This window comes from Streptomyces sp. NPDC005962, assembly GCF_040629205.1.
Lineage (GTDB): Bacteria > Actinomycetota > Actinomycetes > Streptomycetales > Streptomycetaceae > Streptomyces.
Map to the genome: position 1 here is coordinate 53208 of NZ_JBEXVE010000042.1, position 18229 is coordinate 71436.

The 18229-nt window shown below is 70.7% G+C and carries 17 protein-coding genes, 1 tRNA gene and 1 pseudogene; 15 read left to right on the forward strand and 4 right to left on the reverse strand.

What is annotated here, in order from left to right:
• Window positions 1–700 precede the first annotated feature (700 nt).
• The 4 genes and pseudogenes from ABZ370_RS40485 (at window position 701) to ABZ370_RS40500 (ending at window position 2129) form a co-directional block, all read left to right on the forward strand.
• On the forward strand, window positions 701–928 hold the full coding sequence (locus tag ABZ370_RS40485; protein WP_358632366.1) for a hypothetical protein: 228 nt from the start codon (window positions 701–703) through the stop codon (window positions 926–928).
• A 145-nt stretch (window positions 929–1073) separates the two neighbouring features.
• A pseudogene (locus tag ABZ370_RS40490) lies at window positions 1074–1130 on the forward strand (sigma-70 family RNA polymerase sigma factor); the annotation flags it as partial.
• 139 nt (window positions 1131–1269) lie between these two features.
• Complete coding sequence (locus ABZ370_RS40495; protein WP_358632368.1) at window positions 1270–1485, forward strand: sigma-70 family RNA polymerase sigma factor; 216 nt, start codon at window positions 1270–1272, stop codon at window positions 1483–1485.
• Entirely contained in the window at window positions 1482–2129 is a 648-nt protein-coding gene (locus ABZ370_RS40500; RefSeq protein WP_358632440.1) for a hypothetical protein, read from the forward strand. The genes ABZ370_RS40495 and ABZ370_RS40500 overlap by 4 nt, the downstream gene beginning before the upstream one ends.
• Before the next feature lie 318 nt (window positions 2130–2447).
• Here ABZ370_RS40500 and ABZ370_RS40505 read toward each other — a convergent pair whose 3' ends face one another.
• Window positions 2448–3911: a transcriptional regulator gene (locus ABZ370_RS40505; RefSeq protein WP_358632370.1), complete on the reverse strand. Its 1464-nt coding sequence runs from the start codon at window positions 3909–3911 to the stop codon at window positions 2448–2450.
• A 404-nt stretch (window positions 3912–4315) separates the two neighbouring features.
• On the opposite strand from ABZ370_RS40505, the gene ABZ370_RS40510 reads away from it, so the two are divergent.
• From ABZ370_RS40510 to ABZ370_RS40545, 8 genes are all read left to right on the forward strand, one after another.
• A complete protein-coding gene (locus ABZ370_RS40510) occupies window positions 4316–5098 on the forward strand; it encodes an NUDIX hydrolase (protein WP_358632373.1) in 783 nt (260 codons plus the stop codon).
• 3 nt (window positions 5099–5101) lie between these two features.
• On the forward strand, window positions 5102–5956 hold the full coding sequence (locus ABZ370_RS40515; RefSeq protein WP_358632376.1) for a fumarylacetoacetate hydrolase family protein: 855 nt from the start codon (window positions 5102–5104) through the stop codon (window positions 5954–5956).
• On the forward strand, window positions 5950–6825 hold the full coding sequence (locus ABZ370_RS40520) for an acetylating acetaldehyde dehydrogenase (protein WP_358632379.1): 876 nt from the start codon (window positions 5950–5952) through the stop codon (window positions 6823–6825). Before ABZ370_RS40515 ends, ABZ370_RS40520 begins: the two co-directional genes overlap by 7 nt.
• Window positions 6822–7838, forward strand: coding sequence for a 4-hydroxy-2-oxovalerate aldolase (dmpG, locus tag ABZ370_RS40525; RefSeq protein WP_358632382.1), 1017 nt, complete (start codon window positions 6822–6824; stop codon window positions 7836–7838). The genes ABZ370_RS40520 and dmpG overlap by 4 nt, the downstream gene beginning before the upstream one ends.
• Complete coding sequence (locus tag ABZ370_RS40530) at window positions 7835–8689, forward strand: CoA ester lyase (RefSeq protein ID WP_358632385.1); 855 nt, start codon at window positions 7835–7837, stop codon at window positions 8687–8689. The genes dmpG and ABZ370_RS40530 overlap by 4 nt, the downstream gene beginning before the upstream one ends.
• Window positions 8686–9225, forward strand: a complete 540-nt coding sequence (locus tag ABZ370_RS40535; RefSeq protein ID WP_358632388.1) for a MaoC family dehydratase — start codon at window positions 8686–8688, stop codon at window positions 9223–9225. The genes ABZ370_RS40530 and ABZ370_RS40535 overlap by 4 nt, the downstream gene beginning before the upstream one ends.
• 16 nt (window positions 9226–9241) lie before the next feature.
• Window positions 9242–10411, forward strand: a complete 1170-nt coding sequence (locus ABZ370_RS40540) for a GNAT family N-acetyltransferase (RefSeq protein WP_358632391.1) — start codon at window positions 9242–9244, stop codon at window positions 10409–10411.
• A 570-nt stretch (window positions 10412–10981) separates the two neighbouring features.
• Window positions 10982–11626, forward strand: coding sequence for a hypothetical protein (locus tag ABZ370_RS40545; RefSeq protein ID WP_358632393.1), 645 nt, complete (start codon window positions 10982–10984; stop codon window positions 11624–11626).
• Between the two features lie 82 nt (window positions 11627–11708).
• On the opposite strand, the gene ABZ370_RS40550 is transcribed toward ABZ370_RS40545, so the two are convergent.
• Window positions 11709–12503, reverse strand: coding sequence for a hypothetical protein (locus ABZ370_RS40550; protein WP_358632396.1), 795 nt, complete (start codon window positions 12501–12503; stop codon window positions 11709–11711).
• A gap of 272 nt (window positions 12504–12775) precedes the next feature.
• Here ABZ370_RS40550 and ABZ370_RS40555 point away from each other — a divergent pair, with 272 nt between their 5' ends.
• From ABZ370_RS40555 to ABZ370_RS40565, 3 genes are all read left to right on the forward strand, one after another.
• Window positions 12776–15157: a tetratricopeptide repeat protein gene (locus tag ABZ370_RS40555; RefSeq protein WP_358632399.1), complete on the forward strand. Its 2382-nt coding sequence runs from the start codon at window positions 12776–12778 to the stop codon at window positions 15155–15157.
• A 361-nt stretch (window positions 15158–15518) separates the two neighbouring features.
• A complete protein-coding gene (locus ABZ370_RS40560; RefSeq protein ID WP_358632402.1) occupies window positions 15519–16403 on the forward strand; it encodes a DNA/RNA non-specific endonuclease in 885 nt (294 codons plus the stop codon).
• 140 nt (window positions 16404–16543) lie between these two features.
• Window positions 16544–17023, forward strand: a complete 480-nt coding sequence (locus ABZ370_RS40565; protein ID WP_358632405.1) for a hypothetical protein — start codon at window positions 16544–16546, stop codon at window positions 17021–17023.
• Between the two features lie 133 nt (window positions 17024–17156).
• Here ABZ370_RS40565 and ABZ370_RS40570 read toward each other — a convergent pair.
• Together ABZ370_RS40570 and ABZ370_RS40575 are read right to left on the reverse strand one after the other, a co-directional pair.
• Window positions 17157–17225 (reverse strand) — tRNA-Met (locus ABZ370_RS40570).
• Window positions 17226–17682: 457 nt separating this feature from the next.
• Entirely contained in the window at window positions 17683–18045 is a 363-nt protein-coding gene (locus ABZ370_RS40575; protein ID WP_358632407.1) for a hypothetical protein, read from the reverse strand.
• Window positions 18046–18229 lie beyond the last annotated feature (184 nt).

Below are 18229 nucleotides of genomic sequence, written 5' to 3' on the forward strand. Positions count from 1 at the left end.
CCCCGGCATCACCCATTTCCGCGGGGTAGACGGCGGCTGCCGCAGCGTGAGCGGATCAGAGGGGCAGCCGCCGTGGTGCGCTACACACCACCGAGCCGTAGACCGGGTCATCCCGGAGCAGCTAACCGGTGTGGGCGCGCAGGTCGCCAACGACCAGCCGGCGCCGGTGGCCGGGTTGTGCAGCACCATCCGGCCGAACGGGTCGTAGCCGACCCGGGCGTCGTCGGTGTGCGGCTCCCACAGCTCGGCGCGCAGCGCCTTCTCCAGGTGGATGTCGCCGGGGGCCGGGCCCCACCAGGAGACGTTCGATATCCCCGGGGGCGTCGATGACGACCGGTTCGGGGTCGCCGACCAGGCCGCGGTCGAGGTAGTGGGCGGCGCTGACCAGCTCGGCCGGGCCGCTTCCAGCGCGGCCAGCAGCTCAGCGTCGGCGTCCTGTTCCTGCGCCGCGTACTCCTCGGCGGCGGCCGCAGCCTCGGGGGCCAGCAGCCGGGCGGCGTCAGCCAGAGCCCTGGCACCGCGGCGGGCGTCCTCCGGGCCGGGGGCCAGCAGCGGTGCGGCGGGACGACCGTCTGCACCGAGGCGGCAAACTCGAACTTTTTGTGATTTGGATGTCACACATTGCGAGCCGAGATGCACCTCTAAAGGTCCACTGGCGGCGCAATGGGGCACCGTCGATCGAAGTAGTGTGAGGAGCCGCGTGGAGATCGCGGTCGCGGCGGCCGTGGGAACGGTCTGCGCCGCGGGAGCGCGCCTGCTGTACGCCTGGATAGGCAGCCGTGCCCGGGTTCGGCTGGCCCGGCTGCGTCAGCAGGGCATCAGCGAGCGCGTGCGTGCGCTGCCACCGGGCAGCACACTGAGCGAAGCCCACCACGGCGACAGCATCCGAGTCCGGGTCAGTCCGCCGGCAGGAGGCACGCGTGAATAGCCGCACGAGCCATACCATCCGCGCCCTCCCCGTGTCCCTCCCCGGCCAACGTGGTGTCCCCGTGCCTGCCCACCAAGACGAGAAGCTCCGCGAGGACTTCTCCCGCTACTACGAAGAGCACATGCCGTCCCTGATCAGGTTCGTCATGCGCTACGGGGCCAGCCCGCACGAGGCGGCCGACGCCGCTCAGACCGCGTTCATAGAGGGCTTCCGGCAGTGGCACGTAACCGAGTCCCCCGGGGCCTGGCTACGGAAGGTCGCCTTCCGCCCCGCGCCCGCAGGAGGAACTCACCGACGAGATGCCCGACCGGCCAGCCTTCTCCTGCCCGCTGGACAGAGTCGTGCTGGCCGACGAGGAAAAACGCGTCTACGAAGCCCTGGCCCAGCTGCCGATGAAACAGCGCCAGGTGATGGCCTGGCTCCTCGACGGCTACTCGACGAACGAGATCGCGGACGAGCTGGAGATGAAGCCGAACGCGGTCCGGCAGAACGTCTCCCGCGCCCGTGCCCTGCTGAAGGAGCTCTTGGGCCTGAAATCCGCTGGAAGTGCGAAATGACCAATCCGGACACGGCACTCGACGCTCTCCTCACCGCAGCAGACGCCGCCGTACTGGACACCGTGAGCGCCAACCTCAACACCGGCCGCGGCGCTGCCCTGGCCCACTGGCACGCGGTTCCCAACGACGACGTCCCGCTTCCCAGCCACGCAGACATCTACGCGGCCTACCGCGACATCCACATCGACGGCACCATCGCCACCTCCGCCATGTGGCCTGACGGCACCGCGTTCCCCGAAGCATCCGCCCAGCCGCCTACCTTCACCGAACTCCTCGCCGCCGCCCACCGGGACACCACTGTCCTGGCACAGCTCCTGTCCGTCCCGCAGGTCTCCGGAGACACCGGCCTGCTGGTGGACCAGCTCGAAGTTCGCCTCGGCTTCTTTCACAACCGTCTTGTCCCCTGCGGCCCGTACACCGGCCAGGGCCTGACCGGGACCGCGGCCGCGCACTTCACCCTCGCGGTGTGGGGCAGCGCGCGCCGCATCCGGCGGAGGCTGGGACAGGGCCAGGACGCCGCCCTGCCCCCAGCAGCGGCCCTGCAGGCCATCTCCTTGTGCACGTCGATCATCGACGCGATGGAGACCATCCGGGACACCCTCTCAGCCCGATTCGGTATAGGAGCCACCGCTGCGATGACCTGATCCAGCGGCTTGCTGGGCCTGGTGGGCTGTCCCGCTCGACCGGAGTGGGACAGCCCAGCAACGGTGTGGCCGGGTGACGTCAGAGCAGGACGAAGCCGGGGTGTCGTTGGCGTCGAAGGATGCGCCGTCGAGGTAGTAGATGGTGTGGGGGCTCATGCCTCATGATCGACCGCACCGTCCCCGTTCACCCGAGCCGCCTGATCAACCCTTCGGTTCCGGGCCTTCGCCCTTCCCGAACTGCTGGTGCCAGCCCACCCAGGTTTTTCCACAACACCCCAAGCTCGATCTGATGCGGGGCCGGCGGCGAAGGTCTCGGCGTCAGGGAGCCAGTCGTGGACCCTCCGCGCTGGTGGCGAGGAGCTGTTCGCGCAGGTCGCGCACGGCTGGGGCGCCTTCGTGGGGCGCTGATTCGCGGGCCAGATCCAGGAAGCGACGGCGGACCCGGGCGGAATCCACGCCGCTGCCGATGGCGAGGGCTCGGCGGCCAGCGTCACAGGCGGCGTCGATGTCGCCGACGACGAGCAAGGCTCGCGCCACTCCGACGGCGTCGAACGCTCGGGACCGCGCCCGGTCCGGGTCTCTCTCTGCGGAGGCTATGCCGAGCAGTTCGAGCGCTGTTGTCGCGTGCTGGGCGTGGTTGCTGGCGCGGGCGAGAAACAGCAGCACCTCGCCGAGGGTGGAGGAGAGTTCCGCGTGATTGAGGTAAGCGGCGTAGGCCGGGAGTTCATCCGAGGCATCCTCGTGGAAGATCTCCTGTGCGTGGCGAACGTTGCGCAGCGCTTCTGTGCTCTGGTTGCGCATGGCGGCGAAGCGGGCGGCGAGGGAGTACAGACCTGCCCGCACGACTGGGTGGGCGCTGTTGCGTGTGCCGTACAGGGCGAGGGCGATGCAGTCGGCGCCGGTGTCGGGGCGTCCGAGGTAGCCCCAGATGCGGGCCAGGCATTGCAGCAGGTGCGCGGTGAGGTTGGCGTCGCCGCTCTCGCGGGCGGCGTGCACGGCCAGAGTCAGGTTTCGGATGGCGGCGGGCCACTGGGCGACGTCGTGGGACATCCAGCCGACGCATCCGGCGAGATCGGCGAGTTCACGGAAGAGCGCCCGGCCTGCGGCTTCGGTGTAGCTGCCGTCGCGGATCGTGCGGGTGGCCCAGGCGAGTTGGCCGGTAGCGGAGTGCAGGGTGGAGCCGCCTCCGTGCCGGTTGTCCATGGTCCGGAACATGCGGGTGTAGTCAGCGATGAGGGCCGCGTCAGCGGCGCCCAGCCGCCGTCCGGGCGCGCCGGTTGCGGTGCCGGGGAGGCCATGGGGCTGTACGTACGCCCAGGAGTGCAGGCCGGTCAGCAGCCGCTCCGGGTCGTAGGGGATTTCGACTCGGTACTGCTCGCTGTCCGGTACTGGCGGCTCCGCTGGCGAGGGCTCGTGTACGAGCCCGGCTGAGGCGGTACGGGCCAGGTCGCCCAGGAGTTCGGCCGGGCCCCGGTAGCGGGTGAGGTCGTCCAGACCGGATGATCCGGCGAACCCGAGATCGGCTGGGGTGAGGTGGCGGCCGCAGCGGGCGGAGAAGACGTCGGCCAGCAGCTGGGGCACCGGCTCGCGCGGCTGCTCGCCGCCCAGCCAGCCCCGTACCCGGGAGCCGTCAGGGCGGACATTCGGTAGGCCGACGAGCAGGGCTCGTTCTGTGACGGCGGTCGCCAGCCCCTTCTTGGAGAACTCGCAGATGCGGAACCAGTAGCAGAACGCGGACTCCCCGGACTTCGGGAGTTGGTCGTGCACGGGCTCAGAGGGCATGGACGGGCCTCCACCCAGGAGAATTCTCACTGTGGATGAGCAATGACCGACAGTAGTGCACCGGTTGGGCGCCTGGGAGCGCTTCCGCAGTGCGCTCCCTCGCACCCCTGTTTTCCCGCCCCCTGTCGCTCCCCATGGCGCGCTGCGCCACGCCCCGGCCAAGTGCCACGGGTGCGCCCCCTGCTGACGCGCACCGGCTCGGGCCCAGACTGCTCCCTGACGCCAGAGCGCTTGGGGCGGAGACCCGGTTTGACGGCGGTCCTCGGTATCCGACCCCTGCCTTCGCGCCTCGCCCATCCCGCGTTGCTGAAGCGGTAGCTTCCGGGCTCCGCGCCTCATCGGCAGCGGCCCTCTGCCCAAGCGATCGAACGGCCCGCACCCGCGGGCCCGAAGTGGAGACCACGTTGACCACCAACCTGTCCGAGCCCGCCGTGCCCGCCGTCGAACTCCTCGGCGTCCCCGATCTGCGCTTGGTGGAGACGGCACCGCCGGAACTCACGGACGCCCAGAGGGCTGCGATGAACCGCAGATGGGAGGAGATGACCACGGTCAACCCCGCGCTCTTCGACGGGCCGGTGGTGGTGTGCACCGCAGTGGAGTGGACGGACCCGCAGACGATGGTCCTGTCGTGGTGCCGCGCCACGTACCGACTCCTCGTCCTGCGCCTGGACCCTGACCACGCTGTACCGGCGCCCTCGCTGTTCGTCTCCGTCGCCCAGCCGACGACCGACGGTCGGCTGCTGGTGGGGCGTATGGCGGCCTCGACCGTCAGCTCCGGGCGCTGGCAGCTGCCCGGAGGGACGATCGAGCCGCCCACGGACGGCGACGGCGGGCTGGACGCGGACGCGCTGGCCCGGCATGCCGCCCGGGAGCTCGCCGAGGAGATCGGACTCGACGGTTCGCACTGCGGCCTGGAGCTGTGGGCGGTGACGCGCGGGAACTGGGGCAACATCGGTATCCATTTCCGGGCGCCTGCCCGGTCGGCCGGCACGCTCAAGGACGCCTACGCGGCGCTCGCCTCCAGCGAGGTCGAGCGGGGCCGCATCCCCGAGCTGGACAGGATCGACTTCATCCGCTCGGACGCCGACATCGCCGGGCTCGGCGGTCCCACGGCCGACTTCCTGCCGGTGCTCGCCGCCCTGCACTCCGGGGCTGACGCGGCTGGTCGGCCCGGCAGCGGGCGGTAGCCGGTGTCCAGGAGCCAAGGTGGCGCCGAACGGCCGCCCGCCCCGGGCGCAAGCGAGGCGCTTCTCGTCCGGCTGGCCGAGGAACTGGCCAAGGCAGCACGGGCCCGCATCCCCGCCCCGCTGCTGTCCCGGCGCCACCCGGAACTGACTCTGGCAGACGCCTACCGCGTCCAGCAGATCAGCACGGGGTGGAGCCTGCGGGCCGGTGCCCGGGTCGCCGGTCACAAGGTGGGGCTGACCTCGGCCGCGATGCAGGAGCAGATGGGCATTCACGAGCCCGATTCTGGCGTCGTGCTGGACCACATGGTCGCGCCCAGCGGGAGCAGCCTGTACGCGAGCGACTTCATGAACCCGAGGATCGAGACCGAGATCGCCTTCCGACTCGGGCGCGACCTGACCGGGACGGCCGACCTGGAGGACGTGGCCCCGGCGGTGGCAGAAGTCTTCCTCGCCTTCGAGATCCTCGACACTCGCTTTCCCGACTGGGACATCACCCTCGTCGACAGCGTCGCCGACAACGCCGCCTGCGCGGGCGTGGTCATCGGCGGTCCCATCCCGTTCGCTCCGGCTTGGGATTTGTCCGCCGAGCAGATCACGGTGACGGCCAACGGCACCCTCGCCGGGGCCGGGCAGGGCCGCGACATCCTCGGTGATCCGCTTCGGGCCCTTCTCTGGCTGACACGCCGCCTGTCCAGGCTCGGTACGGGGCTGCGCGCCGGAGACATCGTCCTGGCCGGATCGGTGCACGCCAGCCTCCCGCTGCTCCCGGGCACGCACTTCCGCGCCACATCCACCCGCCTTCCCGCCATCAACCTGCACGTCTTACCCGCTGACGTTGAATCGGAGGACTTATGCTGACCACTGCCGTCCTCGGGACCGGGTTCCTCGGTCTCGACCTGATCGACCGGATACAGAACTCCCCGTCCCTCCAGTGCGCTCTGGTCGTCGGCCGCGCCCCTGGTAGCCGCGGACTGGCCCAGGCCGCCGAGCTGGGCTGCACCACCACCACGGCGGGCGGCATCGACGCCCTGCTGGACGCGGGACGCTTCGACATCGTCTTCGACGCGACCAGCGCCTTCGATCACCCGGAGCACGCGAAGAGGCTCGCTGACACCGGGGCGGTGCTGGTGGACCTCACCCCCACCAGCACCGGCGCCCTGATCGTGCCGACCGTCAACGGCCACCAGGCCGCCGCGCACCGGCACATCGGACTCGTCTCCTGCGGCGGTCAGGCATCGATCCCCGTCCTGCACGCCCTCGCCCAGCGCTACCAGCCCACCTACGTGGAGATGGTGGCCACCGCCGCGACCGCCAGCGTGGGCCGGGCAAGCCGACTCAACCTCGACGAATACCTCTTCACGACCCAGGACGCGATCGGCCAGTTCACCGGCGCCGAGCGGGCCAAGGCCATCTTGAACATCTCCGCCGCCCAGCCCGCGCCACCCTTCCGCATCGCCATGACGGTGGTGGCCGACGGCGTCGAGCAGGAACCGGTCCGGACCATGGTGGAGTCCGCCGAGGCGGACATGAGGGCCGTCGTCCCCGGCTACCGGGTCACCTCATGCACCGTCACCGACAAGAGCGTGCGCGTGATCGCGGAGGTGACCGCGACCCGCGGCCAGCTCCCGGTGCACGCCGGAAACCTCGAAGTCATCAGCGCAGCCGCCATCCACGCGGCCGAACAACACGCCGCCGCGACCCATGGAGCGAAGGAGCTGGCCCGATGACCGAGCCCGCCGTGATCGTGCACGACCCCACCCTGCGCGACGGCCAGCACGCCGTCCGCCACCAGCTCGACGCCCCCCAGATCCACGCCTACGCCGCCGCAGCCGACGCCGCCGGTGTCCCCGTGGTCGAGATCGGGCACGGCAACGGGCTGGGCGCCTCCTCTCACCAGGTCGGTCACAGCCGACTCAGCGACGCCGAGATGCTTGCCACCGCCCGCGATGCCCTCCCCCACAGCAAAATGGCCGCGCTGATGCTGCCCGGCTGGGCCACCAGCCGCGACCTGCGCCACGCCGTCGGCCACGGCGTGGACGTGGTCCGCGTCGCCGCGCACTGCACCGAGGCCACCGTCACCGAACACCACCTCGGCGTGATCCGCGAACTCGGCGCCGAGGCCCAGGGCGTGCTGCTGATGAGTCACATGGCCAGCCCCCAGGAACTGGCCGAGCAGTGCGCGCTGATGGTCGGCTACGGCGCGCAAGGAGTCTGCATCTTCGACAGCGCAGGCCACTACCTGCCCCAGGACGTGACCACCCGCATCTCGGCCATCACCGCGGCGGTCAACGTGCCGGTCGCCTTCCACGGACACAACAACCTCGGCCTGGCCGTGGCGAACTCGATCGCCGCCATCGAGGCCGGAGCCCAGGTGATCGACGCGTGCGCCCGGGGATTCGGCGCGGGCGCGGGCAACACGCAGCTGGAGGTCCTGGTGGCCGTGCTGGAGCGCCTGGGCCACCACACCGGCATCGACCTGCGACAGTTGGCCGACGCCGCCGACCTCGCGGAGCGGACCCTCATGCCCGCCCCGCCGACGATCGACTCCACCAGCCTGGTCTCCGGACTGTCCGGGGTGTTCTCCGGCTTCAAGAAGCCCGTCCTCGCGGCCGCCGAGCAGGCGGGCGTGCACCCCTGGGACCTGTTCGTCGAACTGGGCAGGCTCCGGGTCACCGCCGGGCAGGAAGACATGATCCCGGACACCGCCCGCGAACTGGCAGCACAGGGGGCGCTGCGATGACCCCAACGCCGGGCCCCGGTAGAACCTGGATCATCACCCCCGGCCACATGCGCGACCGGTTCCCCGCCGCGCACAGCAGCGGCGCGGACGTCGCCCTGGTCGACCTGGAGGACTCCGTCCCGGTCGCGGCCAAGCCGGAAGCCCGCCGCAGCGCGCGCGTCTTCTTCACCCACCCGCCCAGCCGTTGTGCGCTCGGCGTGCGGATCAGCTCGCCCACCACCCGCGACGGCATCCTCGACCTCGCCGCCCTCCACGGCTACCCCGCCAAGCCTCAGATCGTCCTGGTCCCCAAGGTCGAATCCGCCCGCGACATCGACATCGTCGCCGGAGCCCTCGACACCCCCGGCTATGCCCCGCACCTGTATGCGCTGATCGAGACGCCCCGCGCGCTGGAGGAGCTGCCCTGCATCGTGCGGGCCCGTCGCATCGCCGGCGTCGTGTTCGGCACGGCCGACTACGCGACCGCCGCAGGGTGCAGCCGAACCTGGGAGGCACTTGTGCACGCCAGGGCGGCGCTGGTGACCAGCGCGGCAGCCGCGGGCATCCCCGCCATCGACTCGCCGTTCTTCGACCTGGACGACCTCGCTGGCCTGCGGCAGGAAGCCCAGCGGGCAAAGGCTCTTGGCTTCACCGGCAAAAGCTGCGTCCACCCGGCGCATCTGTCCGTCATCGACGAGGTGTTCCGGCCCGCCCAGGAGGAGATCGCCGCGGCCCGCGCCATCGTTGCCGCCGCCGAGAGGGCCGGGGGGAGCATCGTCCGCGTCGACGGACGCATGGTCGGCCCGCCGATGGTCACCGCCGCCCAGGACCTGCTTGCCCGCGAAGCGGCCCCCGGCAAGGCGCGCGCATGACGGCGGCCCCCATCCCCATGCCCCAGGGGTACCGGCAGATCTCCCGGGGCCGCTACCGGGAAGTCGTCGGGCACAGCTACCACGAGCTGAAGATGGGCCTGATCATCGAGCACCGCCCCGGGCGCACCGTCACCGATGCCGACAACACGTGGCTGACCGCGCTCAGCGGCAACGCCGCCCCGATCCACACCGATGCCCACTACAGCAGCCACACCGCGTGGGGGCGGCCCCTGGTGTGCAGCAGCATCACCCTCCACCTCGTCGGAGGGATGACCGTCCGCAGCACCAGCGCTCTGACCACCGGCAACCTCGGCTTCGAGGACGTCCGCTTCCGCGACCCGGTGTTCGTGGGCGACACCCTCTACGCGGAGACGGAGATCACCGGCCGCCGCCGGTCCAGGAGCCAGCCGGACAACGGGATCGTCACCTGCCGCACCACCGGCCACAACCAGCACGGCAACACCGTCATCACCTTCACCCGCAGCTTCTTCGCCCCCATGGACGCCGAAGCCCTCCGCGACCACACCGGTTACTAGAAAGAGGGGATACCGCGTGCCCGATCCCGTCCCGATCATGAAGGCCGACCAGACGCTGTGGCAGGAGTACAACGAACTCGCTACCCGCGCATACGGCCACCCCGTGGGCGACATCACCCGCCTGCACAACCATGCCGACCTCCACGTCGCGGTCCGCGGCGGCCGCGTCATCGCCGGAGGGCTGGGCCTCCTTCTCCACCAGTTCTTCGGCGGGGCCCCCGTGCCGTCGGCCATCATCAGCGCCGGGGCCGTCGCCCCCGAGGAACGGGGCGGCCACCTCGCCAGCAGCCTCCTGACCGAACGACTCCGCCCGCTGCGCGAGAGGGGCGCGGTGATCTCCACCGTCTGGTCGACCTCGAACGGACACCTGCGCCGCCTGGGCTGGCAGGCTCCCGTCCCGGTATACGCGTGGTCGATCGCCGCAGAAGACCTCAAGCGGGCCTTCACCAGATCCGAAATCGCCATCGAGCACGGCCGGACCCAGGAAGGCGAGGAGCTGCAACGGCGCCTGGCCCGGCAGTGGAACGGGCCCGTCCTGCGCCCGGACTGGTGGCCGACCTGGCTGGACGACAAACGCGAGCTGACCACCTACCGGTTCGGACCGCCACCGGCACCCACCGGGCTGCTGTCCATCGCCACGAAACGGCACCCTCGGCACGGGATGGAACTGACCGTCCACGACTTCTGGGCCGCCGACGCCGAGACCGTCAGCGCGATGATGGCCTTCCTCGGCAGCCACCACACCCGGGCCCCCGCCATCCACTTCCGGCGCTCCGCCCTCCCCCCGTACCCCGCCCTCCTGCACCACCTGAACCGCTACCGGCCAACGGCAGAAGCGTGGCACCCCTGGATGCTCCGCATCCTCAACCTCCCCGAAGCCGTCCGGCTGCGCGGCTGGCCAGCCGACCTGGAAATCTCCGTGCCGGTGGAGATCGAAAGCGACGCCGACGGCACCTGGCAGTCCTACCTGCTGGAAGTCAAGAACGGCACCGGGAGGATCACCGCGACTCCCCACCAGGGCGACGTCCGGCTCACGCGTGGACAGCTGGCCGTCTGGTACGCGGGCGGCTACCGAACGGCAGCCGCCGCGGACCTCGCAGGCGTCGCCGCCAGATCCGAAGGCGCCCTGGCCCAGCTGATCCGCGCCACGACGGACGTTGAGCCGTGGCTGCCGGACCACATCTGACGCCAACAGCTCCATGTCGGGAATCAGCGCTACCACTATCCGCTGGTCGACTGTCCCGATGCCGGACTCATCCCGCTACGGCCTCACCACCACACCGCCGGCGTTGAGGATTGATCTTGAACATGGAGGACCTCGGCAGGCGGGAGAAACCGAAACTCTGCGACGCTTCGCCAGCGGGCGCGAGGAACAGGTTCACCGGCAGCGGTTCCGGCTGCTCGATTCGCGCCGCCGGCCTGGAGCTGTGGATTGCGGTGCCCCAGCGACTGGGGGCGTGGTCCCGGAAGCGGCGACGGACGCGGGTCGCAGCGCTCGCGCGGCTGCCCCTGCGGCCTGGGGACGTGGTGCTCGGGCATCGAGAGGAGGCGATGGGCTCGGCCGCTCAGCCACTCGCCCGGAGCAGGCAGACCGCGTGTCGGGGCCTGCGGCGGCACGTTCCGCGCGTAGGGCCGGGACACTGCGCATGCCAGGGCCCATCTGGCATCCCACCGTTCCCCGAGGGGGTCAGCATGCCCGCATCTGTTGTCGACATCTCCCACCTGCATGTGGTCGTGCGCCAACGCCCCGTGGTCAGTGCTTCAGCGGAGCTGGGGCGGCGACCTGGATGAGCTGAGGGACTGCCTCCTGGAGCACTTCTCCCCCGTCGGCTACTGCGAGGTGGGCAGCGATCTCCATACGGTCACGCTGGGGAGCGCCGAGACGCGGCTGAGATCGAGACCGGACGACGCCTCGTGGCACGCTGACCTCTTTCATGCTGGCTGGCTTGACTCCCCCTACAAAAGCGTGCCGACGGACTATCGCCGACAGGTCGCCGCCTATGTCGACCGGGCGCACGAGCTGAATGAAGGATGCCTACAGGAATCCGACCTTCGCGAGGCTGCCGGAGAGGGCGGGGCACCAGCCGTCGAGCGCCTAGTCCGACGTCACCGCGAGGTGCTTGACCAGCACTATGCGGCCCTAGACACCCTCGTCGGCGACCTTGTCGCCCCAGACGGGCGGCTGTTCCCTTGGGCGCGCGGACTCGTGCACGACGAGGTCCAGACACACCACATGCGCAGGGAGTGGTTGGGCAGTGCCGCGATCGCCTACCTCAGTGGCTCATCCGGGCAGCGGCCAGACACCCTCTTCGGCGGCGTCCGGTACGACTTCCGCGCCGACTCCGTGGACCTGGCACGGCCCGCCCCGGTCGAGCCCCGGGAAGACGCTGTCCAGGTATGAGCACTGCCCTGGGCGGGCCAAGGGGTGCTGCGGCGCGCGTGTTTCCGGTCCCATGGTCAGCGGCGAGCGGAGAACCGACGCCTCATGATGTTCCCCTGACGGCGGTCCAACCGGAGCGGTTGAACTTCTTGTCCCCTGGAGCGGCCATGGCGGGCTGGGGCTGCCCTTCGACGTGCTGCGCGGCACGGAGGGTCGCAGCGGAGCTCATCTTCCAGTCATCCCCCTCCCACTCGGCGGCCATGAGGGTGCGGGTGTAGGAACTGTGCGTCTTCTCGATCGCTCCGGCTTTCATGGTGACGCGGGCGAGGATGTAGACGCTGACCTCGTCCTTCGACTTCTTGATGATCTTGAAGCCGACGGTGCGAGCTCGTGAATAGGCGCCCGGCGGCATGTCGCCCTTGGCCGGGATCCCGAACTTTTCACGCAAGGCGGCGTCCGTCTGGATCGCCCGCTGCTTGACCTTCTGCTTGTTCGTTGGCGTCTGGTCGGCTGCGGCCAGGTAGGAGTCGTAGGCGCCCATCTGCTCGTCCACCATGTCCCGGCTGCCCTGTGCGGTTGTCGAGTTCGCGGCGGACAGCATGCTGACGGCCCCTTCGGCGGTGTGCGGGAACAGAACCTCGTTACCGTTGTTGTCGGTGCGCTTGCCCCGTGGCAGAGCCGCCCACTGCTCCGGCTGGGTCCACTCGTCCGGGGCGCTGGAGCCCGGCTTGGTCTGGTGCGGGAGCGCAGTGGCGGCTCCGCTTTTCTCGCCTTTGCCAGACGCCTTGGTGTCGTCGTCTCCACTGGACGCCGAACAAGCGGTCAGGGCAAGCACGGCAGCGGCAACGCCGCTGGTGCCCCAGACCATCGCCCGATTCGACCCGTTCATACGCGACATCAGCCCAACACTCCATCACCATCGAGATCGCCGAAACGATCAACACGATGTCAGGTGGGCCGCCGCCCATCCAGTGGAACGGCCGCCGGACCGCGCATGCGCTTCCAGGTGCCGTACGGCGCGAGGCGAGCACTGCTGGCCTACCGCCCTTCGTCCACGCGGTGAGGTGGTCGTGCACCTGCAGATCGCACGCAATAAGGCCCGGGTGCCATCAACCGGACGACACCCGCTCCACCTGGCAGACTGGAGCCCCTCACCTCGGGGAGGGGCTGATGGGGCGGGCACGGGCGTCGATGCAGGAGCTGATCCAGCGGCGCGGACGGGCCGGGTTCGTGGGGCGAAGCGGCGAACTGGCCGCGTTCCGCGCGAACTTCGCCATGGAGCCGGAGGATGAACGGCATCGCTTCCTCTTTCATGTGCACGGCAACGGAGGCGTCGGCAAGACCTGGCTGCTGCGCCGGCTCGAACAGGCCGCCCGCCAAGACCACGGCGCGTTCACCGCCCGTGTCGACGAGTCAGTGAACAGCGTGCCCGAGGCGATGGCCTCGATCAGTGCCCAGTTCGCGCGGCAGGGCCATGAGTTCACCGTTCTGGACCGCAGGCTTGCCACCTACGAGCAGCGCCGCCACGAGGCGGAGTCGATAACGGCGGCAGAGGCCGAAGGCCCGTCCCAGGCCCCCACCGCGGGCAGCATGGTCGTCGCGCAGACCGGGCTCGCCGTGCTGGGCCTGGTGCCCGGGGCCGGCGCGCTGGCCGGGGCGGTCGACCCGGCACCGCTCGCCCAGGGCACCGACCGGCTGCGGACCGCCCTCGGCTCCCGCTTCCGCGACCACAAGGACGTGCAGCTCGTGCTGGACCCGGTCCAGGTGCTGACCCCGCTGCTGGTCAAGGAGGTATCCCGGGCGGCGGCCTCGGCACCATGGACGGTCCTGTTCTTCGACACGTACGAGCGCACCGCCCCACTGCTCGATCCCTGGCTGCGCGCCCTGCTCACCAGCGAGCGCTACGGCGCCCTCCCGGCGCACACCGTGATCGTGCTCGCCGGGCGCGGCCGGCTCGACCCCGGCCGCTGGGCGGACCTCGCCGACGTCATCGGGACCATGCCGCTGGAGCCGTTCACCGACGCGGAGGCCAGGCAGCTCCTCACCGCGAAGGGGGTCACCGACGAGGGGGTGGTCCGCGATGTGCTGCGGCTCTCCGGCCGGCTGCCGGTCCTGGTGTCCACCCTGGCCGCGAACCCGGGCACGGTGGACGACCCCAGCGCCACGGCCGTCGAGCGGTTTTTGAAGTGGGAGGACGACCCGGTGCGCCGGTCCGCCGCGCTCGCGGGCGCGCTGCCGCGCCGACTCGACGACGATGTGTTCCGGGCGGCCGTGGACGAGGACGCGGCGGAGCTGTTCGGCTGGCTGCGGGCGCTGCCGTTCGTGAGCGAGCACACCGGATCGGTCCGCTACCACGAGGTCGTCCGCGCGCCCATACTGCGGCTCCAGCAGAACACCTCACCGCGGCGGTGGACCGACGGGCACCTCCGGCTGGCGGAGACCTTCACCCGCCGACGGGAGGCCGCAGAGGAGGACAACAGCCCGGACGAACTCTGGAAGCGGGACGCCTGGTGCACACCACGCCTGGAGGAGACGTACCACCTGCTGTGCGCCCGTCCGTCGGCGGAGCTGCCCGGGGCATTGCGGGACGGGATCGGCGCCTGTGAGGCGGGCCTGGCGGTGGCCCGGCGCTGGGCGGCGACGCTGGCCGAGGCGGGCGAGGACGCGGGCGCAGACGGGCCGCGCGACTGGGGGCGTCGGCTGCTGACCGCCCTGGCGGACGAGCGGCGGCGGGGAATTGAGGCACTGGGGCTGCTGCTCGCCCGGGCCGGGCTGGACGCGGCCGACCGGTCCAGGGCGCTGGTCGCGCGCGGCCGGCAGCACCGCTCGGCCGAGGAGTTCGACGAGGCACTGGACGACTTCGGCCGGGCGCTCGCCCTCGACCCCGGGAACGTGGCGGCACACTTCGGCCGCGCCGTGGTCCACCGGGCCACCGGCGACACCGACCGGGCGATGGCCGAGCTGGACCGGGCCGAAGAACTGGAACCCGGCGCGCACTGGATCCCCCGGGAGCGCGGAGAGACCTACCGGCGGGCGCGCCGGTACGAGGAGGCGCTCGAAGAGCTGGACCGGGTGGTCGCGACCGATCCGGGGGACGCGACAGCCCTGGGCAGCCGCGCCCAGACCAGGGCCGCGCTCGGCCGGACGCACGAGGCGCTGGAGGACCTGGACCGGGCCATCGCCCTCGACGACGACTACACATGGGCCCTGGTACGGCGGGCCCATGTCCGCTCCCTGCTCGGCGACGCGGCGGGCGCGCTGGACGACCTCGCCCGCGCCGAGGCCCTGGAACCGGACCTTCCGGGTACGCCGGGCGAGCGCGGCGATGTCTACCGGCGCACGGACCGCTACGAGGAGGCCATCGCCCAGTACGACCGCGCCCTCGCCCTCGACCCGGAGTACGCCTGGGCCCTGGGCAGCCGGGCGCTGGCCCATGAGGCACTCGGCCGACGAACCGAGGCACTGATGGATCTGGACCGTGCCGTGGAGCTGAACCCCGGCTACGCCTGGGCCATGGCGCAGCGCGAGCGGATCAGGACGTCGGCGGAGTGACGCCCCCTTCCGGACGTACGCGGGCAGGGCCGCCCGGTCGGCCGCTGTCATCCTTGCTCTCGGACGAACTGGAACTCGCCGCAGAGGCTTTGGTGTCCTCGGAGGTGGGCCCGGGGTGGGTGCAGGACCCACCCCGCCGCCAACCTCGCCCGTCACGTCTCCGCCCCCTCACCGCAGTCCGCGCCCGCCGCGTCCGGCTCCGCAGCGGGCCCGCTGGCCCAGGGCGCACAGAAGGTGATGGCCAATTCGGCGGTGCTGCTCACCTCCTGGATCGGTTGCGGTCGAGCCTGCCCTCGGCCATCCGGGTGAGTCCGCACGCCGCGCCAGCGTGTGAGCCAAGGCGGCGCGGTACGACACCAGCATGGCCACTCACCCCGAACCCCAGCCGAACACGGAAGCCGCCAGCCGCCAGTCCCTGACGGACCGCAAGGGCTACGACGAGCGCTTCCTGGGCCCGGCCCTGCCGCTGCCCCTGCCAGCCGACTCCGACACTGAAACGGTCACCCTCCCCTACACCCACTTCACCGTCGTCTTCCGCCCGGACCGACGTCTGGCCGCGGCCACCGCCGTCACGATCGACGGCGCGCAGCTCATCGATGTGCCGCGCGAGGATGAGTGGCGGTTCGACCCCCGCCTTCCCGAGGCCCAGCAGGCCGGCCACCCCATCTACCAGGACAACCCGCTGGACAAGGGGCACCTGGTCCGGCGCATGGACCCCGTATGGGGTCCCGACGCGCTCGCGGCGAACGACGACACGTTCCACTACACCAACGCCGCGCCCCAGATGAACGTCTTCAACCAGGGCAGACAGCTCTGGCAGGGGCTGGAGAACTTCCTGTTGGACCACGCCGAAGACTTCGACCGCAAGCTGACGGTCTTCACCGGGCCGGTGCTCGAGGACTCCGATCCCCCGTACCGGGGCATCCGTGTGCCGCTGCGTTTCTGGAAGGTCGCAGCTTTCATGCAGGACGGGGATCTCGCGGCTACCGCGTACGTGCTCGACCAGAGCCCCGACCTCACCAAGGGCGCCGCTGCCCAAGCCATGGCGGAAGCTGCGCGAGCGGGAGATCCTCCCCCGCTCGGCGCTTTCCGTACCTTCCAGGTGCCTGTGGCCGACATCGCCAACCTCACCGGCCTGGACCTGGGTCCACTGCCGGCCGCCGACCGGTTCCCCACGGGAGTGCGGGCAGCACAGCGCTGGACCCTGCTGGAGTCCTACGACGACATCACCATGCCCACCTCGTAGAAGGGCACGACTGAGCTGCGGACACCGCCGTCGGCGGGCGCACAGGTTTTGACGCGAACCCCGGGAACGGTCGCGGCGTTGCCCCGACAGGCGCAACGCGGCGTGATCGTATCCGTACATCGCGTTCGTACAGTGGCCCCATGTGGCGCCTTCCGCAAGCCGGTACCCTCGCCGTCCTCAAGCTCCCAGCCACCCTGCTGCTGGTCACCCTCGTGCTGATGGGCTTCGGCACACTCCTGTCGGCGGGTGGTCTGACCGTGCTGACGGTGCACCCCACACGGACCGTCACCCCGGATCCCACCGACACGGACACCACGTCCAGCCCGCCGACCTCGCCACCCACCACACCACCGACCTCCCCCGTCACGTCTCCGCCCACCTCCCCACCGTCCGCGCCCGCCACTTCCGCCCCCGCGTCGGGCCCACTGGCCCAGGGCACACAAGAGGTGATGGCCAATTCGGCGGCGCTGCTCACCTCCTGGATCGGGCTGATCAGCCAGGTGCTCGGGCTGCTGACGGCGATGATCGGCTTGGCCGCCGCAGGCCGTCGTCCAGCCTCCGAGCCCGCCGACGACGGTAGGTCCGAGCCGCCCAGGGACAGGCGACCTCGTCACCGGTGATCGCCGCGAGGCCGACGTCGACGGGCGCTACGGTCCGCAGGCGAGACGGCAAACTCCCCCGCTTCGCCCGGTGCTGAATCTGTGGCCGGAGAACGCGTCAGGGGCCCGGCTGGTGCCGGGCCCCTGCTTTTTGTAGCGGGGACAGGATTTGAACCTGCGACCTCTGGGTTATGAGCCCAGCGAGCTACCGAGGTGCTCCGCGATCGTCCTCACCGCCGGCGCCCTCTCTCAGCAGCGACATCGAACTGCCGCGGGCAATCGACTTGGCCGTGCACCTTCCCGGCAGACGCCACCGGACAGGCCCTCGACCTCGGCGTCCGACGGCTCGCCCAGGTACGGGAACAGGGGCGGGCGCAGGCGTAGAAGAGGCGTAGGAGGCGCCACGAGTTCCACGGCGTCGCCGGCCTGTGGTCTGTCAGGGCCGCCGCTGCAGGAGAACGTAGCCGTCCTGGTCCGCGACGGTCCGGTAGCGGCCGTTGTTCAGTGCGTTTCTGGTTGCCCGCGGCGACATGTCGACGCGAAATCCACGGTTGCGGTCGATACGCGCGTATGGGCGCGTGGGCGTCGGGCAACCGACCGTGGCGGAGGGCGTGACGACGGTGCCGATGCCGAAGCGGCGTTGAGCGCGGGCCTGTTGCCGCCCCGGCACCGGCCCGGGGTCAAGAGACCCGTCTGACGGTCCAGGCGTTGTTGTTCAGGCTGGGCACCGAGGAGTATCGGCAGCTCTGGCTGTAGTACTCGCGGATCTGTATCCAGCCCGCCGGCTGGAGCGTCGAGGCGCAGATCGCGACCTCGGTGCCGATCGGGTAGCCGTCCAGCTGCTTGATCTGCTTGCGGTTGGGCTCGAAGCCGCCGCACTGGGAACTACTCGACCACGAGACGTCGGCCCAGCCGCTCGGCGTGAGCTGGCTGTGGCAGATGCTCCGGGTGTCGCCTGGGGCGGCGGACGCGGGGGCCGCGGTTAGGGTGACAGCGGCACCGGCCGCGGCGAGGGCCATGAGGACATTCCGTGCAGTATGCATGAAGTCTCCCAGCGGTGGTGAGCGGTGATTATCGCCGTGCGGGCATCATCCTTACGTGGCATGAACGCGCCGAATAGTGACTTTTGGGTCGGCATATGTCACTGGAAAACGACGTTTACCGGCGTCCGATTGCCGCCCGAACCCGCAGACAAACGCTGCTGCGTCCGCGCTGCCGCTGGTCGCC

Excerpts from the sequence above, each read along its gene's own strand:
- ABZ370_RS40500 (WP_358632440.1), top strand. The coding sequence starts at position 1,482 with ATGACCAATCCGGACACGGCACTCGACGCTCTCCTCACCGCAGCAGAC.
- ABZ370_RS40505 (WP_358632370.1), bottom strand. The coding sequence starts at position 3,911 with ATGCCCTCTGAGCCCGTGCACGACCAACTCCCGAAGTCCGGGGAGTCC.
- ABZ370_RS40520 (WP_358632379.1), top strand. The coding sequence starts at position 5,950 with ATGCTGACCACTGCCGTCCTCGGGACCGGGTTCCTCGGTCTCGACCTG.
- dmpG (WP_358632382.1), top strand. The coding sequence starts at position 6,822 with ATGACCGAGCCCGCCGTGATCGTGCACGACCCCACCCTGCGCGACGGC.
- ABZ370_RS40530 (WP_358632385.1), top strand. The coding sequence starts at position 7,835 with ATGACCCCAACGCCGGGCCCCGGTAGAACCTGGATCATCACCCCCGGC.
- ABZ370_RS40535 (WP_358632388.1), top strand. The coding sequence starts at position 8,686 with ATGACGGCGGCCCCCATCCCCATGCCCCAGGGGTACCGGCAGATCTCC.
- ABZ370_RS40550 (WP_358632396.1), bottom strand. The coding sequence starts at position 12,503 with ATGTCGCGTATGAACGGGTCGAATCGGGCGATGGTCTGGGGCACCAGC.
- ABZ370_RS40555 (WP_358632399.1), top strand. The coding sequence starts at position 12,776 with ATGGGGCGGGCACGGGCGTCGATGCAGGAGCTGATCCAGCGGCGCGGA.
- ABZ370_RS40560 (WP_358632402.1), top strand. The coding sequence starts at position 15,519 with ATGGCCACTCACCCCGAACCCCAGCCGAACACGGAAGCCGCCAGCCGC.
- ABZ370_RS40565 (WP_358632405.1), top strand. The coding sequence starts at position 16,544 with ATGTGGCGCCTTCCGCAAGCCGGTACCCTCGCCGTCCTCAAGCTCCCA.
- ABZ370_RS40575 (WP_358632407.1), bottom strand. The coding sequence starts at position 18,045 with ATGCATACTGCACGGAATGTCCTCATGGCCCTCGCCGCGGCCGGTGCC.